Raw genomic sequence first — 10124 nt, 5'->3', positions numbered from 1 at the left:
CGTTAGCGTTCATGCTTAGAAAAAGAAACGATTAACCAAATAAACTATAAATATGAATTCAGATGCAGGTGAAATTGCTAAAGCGATTCAAGAGACAGCCAAACTTGGAGAAAAAGGATTAGAAATTGCTGACAAAGCAGGAAGTTTTTTTGCCAAGGTTTTCAAGGAACCAATAAATGAAATTTCTAGTATGATTACTGACAAGTTAAGGTTCATTCGCTGGAAAAGAATGGTTCAAATGGCCGATGAAGTAAATAAAATACTTGATGATAAAAATATAAAAGACACAAGAGCAGTTCCACCAAAAATTGCATTACCAATTATGGAAGAAGCCACATTGGAAGAAGACCCTAATATTCAATATTTATGGAATCACTTGCTTGCAAACGCGATGAATCCATCTTTTAATGAAGAACTACGCTATGGATTTATTGATATGATTAAAAATATCACAGGAATTGAGGCAAGACTCCTTAACGAATTTTATAATTTATTACATAGAGGCAACCAATTAAATCCCATAAGTGAAATTTATAATTATTCATTAACAAAGGACCAATTGATGAAAGCTCTTAATGTTTCTACCGACATATATGCAATTTCAGTGAATAATTTGATGCGGTTGCAATTATTATCACCTGCTGTATTAAAAAGTCCGGGAACAAGAATTGGAAATGAGCCTATTACAATCTATAAAGGAATTGATGCTGTAACGATGACACCATTAGGAGTAAAATTTGTAGAGGCTTGTTTAAGATAGTTTATTTGGTTATAGGAAAAATGGTAGTAAATATTTTTGATTTAAAGAAAATGATTACTTTTGTAAATGTGCAACTTATAAATTTTAAAATATGGAGACTTATATAAAGTTTTACGCACAAGTCAACCAAAACACTGTAATACAATTACAAAGACAGGTTGAGCAATTTCTTTTGCAAGGAATGAAAACGCTTCATCTACTACTTTCAACTCCAGGGGGTAGTGTGCATGACGGGATTTCTGTATATAACTTATTAAAAGGATTACCAATTGAAGTTAATACTTATAATTTTGGAAGTGTTGATTCTATTGGCGTTGTGATGTTTTGTGCAGGATCAAATAGATACTCTGTACCTCATGCGCGTTTTCTATTACACCCTGTTGCTATGCAGATTATGTCACCTCAAGCATTGGATGAGCCATCTATTGAGGAGAAACTGAAATTAGTTAAAGCAGATCAATCAAATATTGCTAAAGTAATTTCTTGTACAATTAATAAACAGGTTGAAGAAGTCCAAAAATTAATACATAGCAGAACAACATTAGAACCAGAAGAAGCAAAGAGCAAAGGACTTGTTACTGAAATAAAGTCAAGTTTAGTGCCTGCTGGTGTGCCTTTGATAAGTATATATGACAATGCAGTTGCTATGCAACAAGGAATTCCTGGTATTCAAATACCTATTCCTTTAAGAGGAATTGTTCAACCTGGTCCACAAGGTGTTACTTCTATAACGGATTCATTTACTACCATTTAAATAATAAGCACGAAACGCTAACAACAAACAAGCGTAACTGCCTGATAAAGTTGTTCCTTGACTATAAAGTTGAAGGTTGGCAGTATACGCCTGTTTGCAACCGTCAAACTGTGCAAAAACTCATTTTTTAAAAATAATTAGTGAGAAATTCGTAGCCAGAGAACTTCATGCTTCATCAGGTGCGATATAAGACGAGCAATTTTCGGGGAGGAAAAATTGGCTTAGCTTGTATGATGGCCACAATGGCAGGGATCAGCAAAAGCACCTAATACTACACCTACAAAGATGACAGGCTGGAGTATTGTCCTCAACAATGTTGTGGTTGCAGAAATATGCAGAATACTTCAACAGGAGTTTATGGAAAACGGATATTTAAAGGTTACCTGGACACTGAAAGATTTAAATTATCAGATTGGAGACAAAAAGGTCTATCGGCTGATGAAAGAACATAATTTAGGCAATCCCGGGAAAAAAATCTGCCGGAAAATATGTTGAACATAACCAACTTAATCCGTCTCACCCTTTTGAAGTCATTGAGATTGATGTTAAATACATTTACATTCGGGGAGAGAGAAGAAATGCTTATTTGATTACCCTATTGGATACTTTTTCCAGAATAGCCATATCATGGGACCTTCAGTTCAGTATCAAGCATACACATGCCAAAAGGCTCATTAAAGAAAATCAATAAATTTTTGTTCAGAGGACAGGGCCCCAACTGGATCACTGCTCCCTCTGAAGACTTTTTTATTTGGCAATGCAAAATTATGTCGGAAAATTTTACCTTTGTACATCTAATAATTTAGTCCTGATAATAGGGTGTTAAACCATGATTTTCAATCAAAAGAAAGAATTATTGTCCCGCAGATTTCCATATCTGGCGATTGCCCTGTCGCTTACCATCCTGACCCGTGTGTTCTGGATGTGGTATTTTCACCCTGAAATTGCCAGTGATGCACGATGGTTTATGGAAAAGGGATGTATGCTTTCGCAGGGAATGCCCTATTTTGACGAGGATAACCCGACAGCCTATTATCCTGTTGGTTATCCTGCTTTTCTTGCTATTGTTTTCCGCATTTTTTCCTGCGATGTGTGGGTTGCACGCATAACCAATCTTTTCCTTTATCTTATTGCTGTATTTGTGTTTTACAATTTGCTGAAATCTTCAGTCCCAAACCCACACATTGCCGGCTGGTCAGCTATTTTACTTTCAGTATATCCTAATCATGTGGCTTATGTCAATCTGGTTTACAATGAAATCTTTTTCCTGTTTCTCTTTTTGACAGCGATTTATTTTTTACTTAACCATTTAAATAACAATCGTTTATATCTGATCATTTCTTCCGTTCTCTGGGATTTGGCCGTATTGACCCGTCCGGCTGTTTTTTTTATTCCTTTGCTGATTATTTTATTGATATACCGGAGAAATATCCGTCTGGCTTTAAAAAAATCAATCTTTGTTCTTTTGGTGATGGCCATAGTTATTTTGCCATGGAGCATACGCAACTATAAGGTATTCAATGACTTTGTTCCGGTTTCAACCAATAGTGGCCTCGATTTGCTCATCGGGAATAATCCGGATGCCGAAGGGAGATTTTATCGTCATGCTGATTTTTTCAAAGGTATTGATCAGGCTAAGAATGAAGCAGAGTATAACCGGATAGCAACCCGGATGGCAATTGATTATATCCTTCATCATCCTGTGGAGACCTTGAAGCGATTACCGGCAAAAGCTTTTTATTTTTTCTGGCCGGGAATGGACGGAATACTCTGGAACCTGAGAGGTTTACAAAATGAAAATCAGATATTTCTTTTAAGGAAAATAGGTTTTTTCGGCAATGGAGCCTATTTATTGTTGTTGATATTATACATCATGGCAATAGCCATACAAGTTGTTCATAAACGATTGAATATCATTGATAAAATTGGACTGATGATGTTGTTTTATTATCTGCTTGTCAGTCTGGTTTTTTTCGGAGAGTCAAGGTTTCATTTTCACCTTATTCCCTTCCTGATATTTACCGTAGTCGGTTTTATGTCAGAAATGCTGTCCAAATTTAAAAAACAAAAAGCTATTGCTTTTTCCTGACCCATTCGGTGGTGCGGCCGATCAGTGATATACCGATATATCCTCTGATGTCGAGGTGGTTGATGTCTGTCAGTGTCATAATACAGCTATAGGTTTTTCCATTATCCGGGTCATAGATGGTGCCATCTTTGTAAATGCCGTTTCCTCTATATTCAAAACCTTTTAAAATCAGCAGCCCGATGAGTGGTTCTTTCCGTTTGGATGGATCAGGATTCTGGTCGTCCACTTTGGGGGTTCCATCCTCTTCAAGGGGATTTTTCAACCAGGTTATTTTACCATAATATTTTCCGTTTTTGGCACGGTATATTTCAACGGTGCTTTTATTGTCTTCTGTAAACCAGATTCCTCTTACCTTGTCGGCTTCGGTGAAATCCTGAGCTTTAATAAAAAGCCAGCTCATGATCAGCAAAATGCTTAATATAAGATTTTTTTGCATAGTGCAGAATTTTACTGTTTATTATGAGGTACAATATTACAAAATTTTTCAATATTAAAATCTTAAAGACGGACGATCAGGAGGCCAGAAGCTTTTTAATGGTATTTAACAGTTCATCAGGTTTGAAGGGTTTGCTGATAAAACCGTCCATACCTGCCTGAAAACATTTTTCCTGATCAGCGCTGACTATTTTTGCCGTAACAGCAATAATTTTCGATTTCCTTTTGATTTTCTGCGTATTTTCGAAATCTCTGATGCGTATGGTTGCTTCGATTCCATCCATGACAGGCATATCGATATCCATCAATATCACCGGATAAGGATTTGACTTATACATTTCCAATGCTATCTGCCCGTTTTTAGCTATTTCATAGGTATAGCCTTCTTTGTTTAAGACAATGGTTATCAGCTTTTGATTGATGACATCGTCTTCGGCAACGAGTACTCTGATGTCCTTGACTGATTTTTCAGCAATCGGCTCTTCAGGAATATCAGGGTTTTCTTCTTCCTCATTATTGGCTGGTAGTGTGAAAGGTATTGTAAACCAGAATGTTGACCCTTTCCCTTTTTCGCTGCTCAGACCAATTTGCCCACCCATCAGATCGACCAGACGTTTCGAAATATTTAGTCCCAGACCCGTACCTTCATTTTTTAGTGAATGTTGCGTACCTGCCTGAAAAAACGGAGTAAACAGGTTTTCCTGATCTTCTTCGGAGATGCCAATACCGGTATCGATTATTGAAAATTTAAGTTCAACGCTATCGTGAAGGATTTTTACTGGAGTTACATCGATGGTAACACTACCAATATGGGTAAATTTTATCGCATTATTGGTCAGATTAAGTAATATCTGCAAGAGGCGTGCAGGGTCTCCGATCAGTTCATGAGGAATATTGGGAGAAAGTCGGGTAAACAGTTCAATGTTTTTCCCTTTAGCTTTGAAAACCAGCAGGTTAGTAGTCTCTTCAATGACATCAGCCGGGCAAAACGGACGATTATCAATGGTCAGCTGGCCTGCTTCTGCCTTGGATAAATCGAGAATATCATTGATCAGGCTGAGCAGGGTGTTGCCCGAACTATAAATGACTTCTGTAAAATTTCTTTGCGTCAGATCAAGTTTTGTTTCCAGCAACAAATCCGACATTCCGATAATACTGTTCAGCGGGGTTCGTAATTCATGGCTGATGGTTGCCAGAAACATTGACTTTGATTTTGTGGCAGATTCTGCCCGCTCTTTTGCATCAATAATTTCTTTTTCAAGTAGCTTTCTGTCTGTCACATTCCTGATGATAAGCATCAGTTCATTATCATAAACGTAATTAAAGCGGGCTTCATAGTAAATAGTTCCTTCAGCGGAAGGCACTTCATACTCAAGCACCTGCACTTCTTTTGTATTTAACGTTTTTGCCTGTATTTCCCTGATCCTGTCAACGACATCGGGTGGAAAAAAGTCGGAAATATGTTTTCCTTTAATCTGCTCAATCTCATCTTTACTCAGGGAATAGGCCAGAGATGGCTTGGATAAAAAGTGTCCGGAGGAATCAATAAAATACATTTTATCAGGAATACTCCGGATGACTGAGCGGTTTTCTGCTTCACTCTGAAGGAGCTTTGCCAGCGTTTCGGTCAGTTGCTGGTTTTGCTCTTCAAAAAGCTTGTTTCGCTGTCGGTCGCGATGCAGAAGACGGAAAATGAAATGCAATCCGGAGATAAGTAATATCACGAAAAGGAGCAGGAAAATAATTAAAGTACGTTGCCTTGAAAGTTTAAGGTTCTGTATCTGGTTGTTTTTTCTGAGAAGCTCATTTTCGCGATCTTGCTCAAGCGTTCCAAAACTTATTTTAAGGTTTCTGATGGTTGTTTCGTGTTCAATGGCTTCTTTCTTTTCTTTTGCTGCTATGTATTTAACCAGATAATCCAATGCCTTTCCGGTGTTTCCTGATTTCTTCGCCTGTTCATACAGCGTATAATAATTTTGGGTGGTAATATCATAATAGTCAGACTTTTCAGAGATTTTCAGACTATTGTTGGCCAGCTCTGCAGCTTTTACAGTATTGCCTATCTTTAGATAAGTGTCAGATAATAAAGCAGTTGCTAATGCCAGGTAATAACTGTTTTTAATCTCTTGTGCCATTTTTACAGCCGTTTGAAATATTGCAGCTGCCTGATTATATTTTGCCCTTGAAGTTAAAAATCTGCCAAACTGAATATAAATCCATGCATCTTTCAGCTGAATTTTTGAATAAAAACTGATGGCTTCATTGAAATGTTTTTCGGCTTCGCTGAAGTTTTTCTCTTCAACAGCACAAAGAGCCAGATTTTCATAAATTTTTCCGGACAACTGATTTTCTGTTTTTAAGAAATAACTGAGGGCTTCCTCAAAATTCTTTTTTGCTGCCGGAATATCATTTGTTTTCAGATGGACAATACCCTGAAAATAATAGGTTGTATTCAGTTCTTCTTTCAGGTTTAACTTGCTGAAGAGTTCAGCAGCTTCATTCAGTTCTTCCAGGGCTTTTTCAAAATTGCCGATTTCTATAAAACAACGTCCAAAATAATATCTGTTTTTTCCAATCAGGTTATCAAAGCTGAAAACCCTTGAAAGCCTAAGGCTTCGGTCAAAGTAATCAAGTGCATTTGATACTTCCTGCATATTGAAATAGGCAACCCCAATCAGATAGAATGCTTTTGCCTTGGATAAATTATCGTTTATTTCATTGGCAGCCAGATCGGCTTGTTTTGCATAATCAATTGCCTTTCTGGGATTTGACTCAGTATTTCCCTCTGCTAATTTAAGTAATTGTCCAATATCTGATTTATTGTTTTTAGTCTCAACCTGCTGGCTCACAGAGAGCCCGACAATAAAAAGAAATTGAATAATCAGAAAAAATACAATATGGGCCGACCTTCTTTTTTTGCTCATTTAAATCTAATAAACCATCATTTAATTTCTAACAAAGTTATCCTGAAGAGAGCAACTTTTTATTTAAGTTATTGTACTTATCAACATTTCAGAACTTAATACTTAGTAAATTTAAAAGGTAACTGATAAACAGGGAAAAGTTTGAAATGTTAAATTATCGGATTGTTCATTAATCCTATCTTTGTATCATTAATTTGAATTAAAAAATCATGAAATTTATTTTACTCCTGATTATTTGTTCATTCTGTATCATTCTTTCGAATGCCCAGGATACAATCATTTTCAAAAGTGGGAAACAGAAGATAGGGACCATTTCAAAAGTCGAAGGCGGATATATTTTCTTCACGCAGGATGGAAGATCAAATGAACGGAAAATTTCTTCAGAAAGAGTCGAAAAATATACAAAGAAGGGGAAACAGGAAGTCAGGGAGGAAGTTCCTCAGGAATATCATGTAAATGAAGAATTAAAACTCCCTTATGTTGGCGAAAAAGTTACTTTTACAAATAAGTTTAAAGCAAAAACTGATAATCCTCAGGATGCTTATGCCTTGTTGCTCAGGTATTCTGCAGAAAAAGAAGAAGGAATAACAAAAACCCTTAAATCGAAAAATGCCGATCAATTGAAAATTACCCTGCGTTGTATGGTGCCCTCTTCTTATGAAACCTTTTTTAAAACCGAACAAAGTAAAGTGTTTTTCAACATGATACTGAGTATTGCTGACGGATATTATCAGACAGTGCTGACAGATTTTTATATTGAATCACCTGATGCAAATACCACTATCGAAGTATGGGACTCTCATTCGGGTGAGTTTTTCAAATCACAACTGGATAATATTTACAGGCAAATGAATCAGCTTTTAAAAGATGTTGAAGATAAAATAAAAAGTTACAATTAGTCTGAGCTGCATTGAAAAATGGGATTGAATACGTGTTTTTCTGAAAAACTCGAAGCTGGCATTGATGAGGCCGGAAGGGGATGTATTGCCGGGCCTGTGGTGGCTGCTGCCGTAATACTCCCTGAAGGTTTTAATCATCCCTTAATTAATGACTCCAAAAAACTTTCTGCCAGACAAAGAGATTATCTTTCAGAAATCATTAAAGAAAAGGCTATCACATACGGTATCGGGATTATTGACCACGAAACGATTGACCGGATCAACATCCTGAATGCTACCTTTAAAGCCATGAATCAAGCAATCAGAAAACTTTCCGTTACTCCTGAGCTATTGCTGATTGACGGAAACCGCTTCAGACCGGAAACAGATATACCATTCAGGTGTATCGTAAAAGGTGATAGCACTTACCTCTCAATTGCAGCAGCATCCATTCTGGCAAAAACATTCAGGGATAAAATTATGGAAAATCTTGATAATGAATATCCTGTGTATAAATGGAGAAAAAATAAAGGTTATCCTACCATGGAGCACCGTAAAGCCATTCTACAGGCCGGAATCTCATGCTATCACCGCAAATCGTTTCAGCTTCTGCTCAATGAGAAACAATTAAAACTGCCGTTTTAACAAAACTACCTGACCAAAATTTTCAGAATATGATTTTTTTCACCTGTCATAAATTTCAGGAAATATATACCTGCTTGTAATTCAGGAGTTTCCATTGAATATAAACTGTTGCCTGCTTCAGATTTTCCGGTACAGACAATTTTTCCCAAAGCGTCACAGAGAGCCAGAATTGTTTCTTCTCCTCCTTCTGAAAACTCAATATTTAAGAGGTTTTTTCCTGCATTAAGAGGATTGGGATATACATGGTAAAAAACCTGACCGGCTTCTTGAATATCACTGAGCGCCACAGTAATACTTCTGGTAGTGTCGTGGCTGCCATACGGGGTGGTTACTGTCAGTTTAACATCATATTTGCCTGCGCTGTTAAATTTAATGATCGGATTACGGCTGTTTTTATTGGTTGTAAAACGGAAAGTAACTGTCTGCGGATTGATTTCCCAGAGATAAGTTGTAGATCCTGTGGTAGTGCTTTTGTCTGTAAAATAGACATCATCACCCGTGGTGGGGTTTTCCTTGTCATAGATAAACCACGCCTTGGTAACAAAAGGATTACCGCCTGTAACTGTAATATAATCAGTTCGCAGTGTGTCATCTTCGCCAAAATTATTGCTGGCTGTCAGGCGCACGGAATAGGTGCCGGCCTTGGTAAAGATTACCTGAGGCTCTTCGCTGGTACTGTCAGTATAATTCGTGTAAATGAAATTGTAAGGCGTAATTTTCCAGAGATAAGTAGCCGGAGTTATGGAAGTGGTATTGTTGAAAAAAGTAACCGTTTCACCGGTATTGACATTGGTTTTATCGGCATCGAAAGATGCTACCGGGGCAAAAGGTGAATATATTTTTCTGTATTGATCGCGATAGCGGAGTGTGTTGGGGGTAAAGTTACCCATGGTTACATTGCCTTTGATCTCAAGAACCGGAATTTTAATTCCTTTGGCCAGCCATTTATATTCCATCTGGTGATTGGGAAAACCAAATTTAAAAGTATTAATACCGATAGAATCGATTTCATAAATATATGTTTTAACCCGGATGCAGTCAAATGTACCGTATGGTGTGGTTATTTTTCCTTCCCCATCGACAACATTGACACGGTAACCGGTTCGGCTATATTCCAGCATTCCACTGAGTGTCGTCACAAAGCGGAATGTCGTACTGTCGTATCTGTTGTAGGTAAGCGGGAATTTGTAAATCTCATCATTGTCCTGATAATAGGCAGGAACCGGAAGGCCGCTGAAAGTCAGGCCCATTCCGTTGGCTTCAAAACTGGATGTTGTTTTCTTAAAGAAATTATAGATGTTTTTGATGCTGTATGAACCCATGCCTATGCTATCCGACACTTTCAGGCCGTAAGAGCCGAAAAAGTAAAATCCATAAGGTGTCTGCATGGCATTTTTATATTCATAAATACCCTGTGAGGTGGGTTCCAAATCAGAAAAATCCCAGATATAGTTGCTGCCGGTGTTTTGATATTTTGAGAGAATATCCTGTGTAATATTTGCTTCGCTGTATCTAAGTGTGTCACCGCCTGATGGCATATCCTGAGAAGTAATACTCACCTGGGCTTTCAGAAAGGAGAATGCAAATAAAAGTAAAATAATACTGATTGATTTTTTCATAAATGACCATATTAATTAAG

Annotated in this window: 10 protein-coding genes; 7 read left to right on the top strand and 3 right to left on the bottom strand. The window is 37.3% G+C overall.

From position 1 onward, the window contains the following. The first annotated feature begins 52 nt into the window (after positions 1-52). From GX437_07605 to GX437_07585, 5 genes are all read left to right on the top strand, one after another. On the top strand, positions 53-760 hold the full coding sequence (locus tag GX437_07605; protein NLJ07518.1) for a DUF4393 domain-containing protein: 708 nt from the start codon (positions 53-55) through the stop codon (positions 758-760). Positions 761-851: 91 nt separating this feature from the next. Next, complete coding sequence (locus GX437_07600; protein NLJ07517.1) at positions 852-1514, top strand: hypothetical protein; 663 nt, start codon at positions 852-854, stop codon at positions 1512-1514. Positions 1515-1799: 285 nt separating this feature from the next. Then, positions 1800-2009 carry a transposase gene (locus GX437_07595; GenBank protein ID NLJ07516.1) on the top strand — a complete coding sequence of 70 codons (210 nt, stop codon included), beginning with the start codon at positions 1800-1802 and terminating at the stop codon, positions 2007-2009. Then, complete coding sequence (locus GX437_07590; GenBank protein ID NLJ07515.1) at positions 1975-2205, top strand: transposase family protein; 231 nt, start codon at positions 1975-1977, stop codon at positions 2203-2205. Before GX437_07595 ends, GX437_07590 begins: the two co-directional genes overlap by 35 nt. A 138-nt stretch (positions 2206-2343) precedes the next feature. Beyond that, positions 2344-3603 (top strand): glycosyltransferase family 39 protein, encoded by a 1260-nt coding sequence (locus GX437_07585; protein NLJ07514.1) that lies wholly within the window; start codon positions 2344-2346, stop codon positions 3601-3603. On the opposite strand, the gene GX437_07580 is transcribed toward GX437_07585, so the two are convergent. Continuing rightward, positions 3587-4039 (bottom strand): DUF2147 domain-containing protein, encoded by a 453-nt coding sequence (locus tag GX437_07580; protein NLJ07513.1) that lies wholly within the window; start codon positions 4037-4039, stop codon positions 3587-3589. The genes GX437_07585 and GX437_07580 overlap by 17 nt on opposite strands. Before the next feature lie 76 nt (positions 4040-4115). After that, positions 4116-6962 (bottom strand): response regulator, encoded by a 2847-nt coding sequence (locus tag GX437_07575; protein ID NLJ07512.1) that lies wholly within the window; start codon positions 6960-6962, stop codon positions 4116-4118. A gap of 209 nt (positions 6963-7171) precedes the next feature. Between GX437_07575 and GX437_07570 the strand changes: the two genes are divergently transcribed. Next, the gene (locus GX437_07570; GenBank protein ID NLJ07511.1) at positions 7172-7861 is read left to right on the top strand and encodes a hypothetical protein; all 690 of its coding nucleotides are present in this window, start codon (positions 7172-7174) and stop codon (positions 7859-7861) included. 18 nt (positions 7862-7879) lie between these two features. Further along, positions 7880-8485, top strand: a complete 606-nt coding sequence (locus tag GX437_07565; protein ID NLJ07510.1) for a ribonuclease HII — start codon at positions 7880-7882, stop codon at positions 8483-8485. Positions 8486-8490: 5 nt separating this feature from the next. Here the strand turns inward: GX437_07565 and GX437_07560 are convergent, their stop codons facing one another. Next, positions 8491-10104 (bottom strand): PKD domain-containing protein, encoded by a 1614-nt coding sequence (locus tag GX437_07560; GenBank protein ID NLJ07509.1) that lies wholly within the window; start codon positions 10102-10104, stop codon positions 8491-8493. Positions 10105-10124 lie beyond the last annotated feature (20 nt).

The organism is Sphingobacteriales bacterium (genome assembly GCA_012517435.1).
Lineage (GTDB): Bacteria > Bacteroidota > Bacteroidia > CAILMK01 > JAAYUY01 > JAAYUY01.
This window is presented reverse-complemented; position numbering and strand designations above follow the sequence as displayed.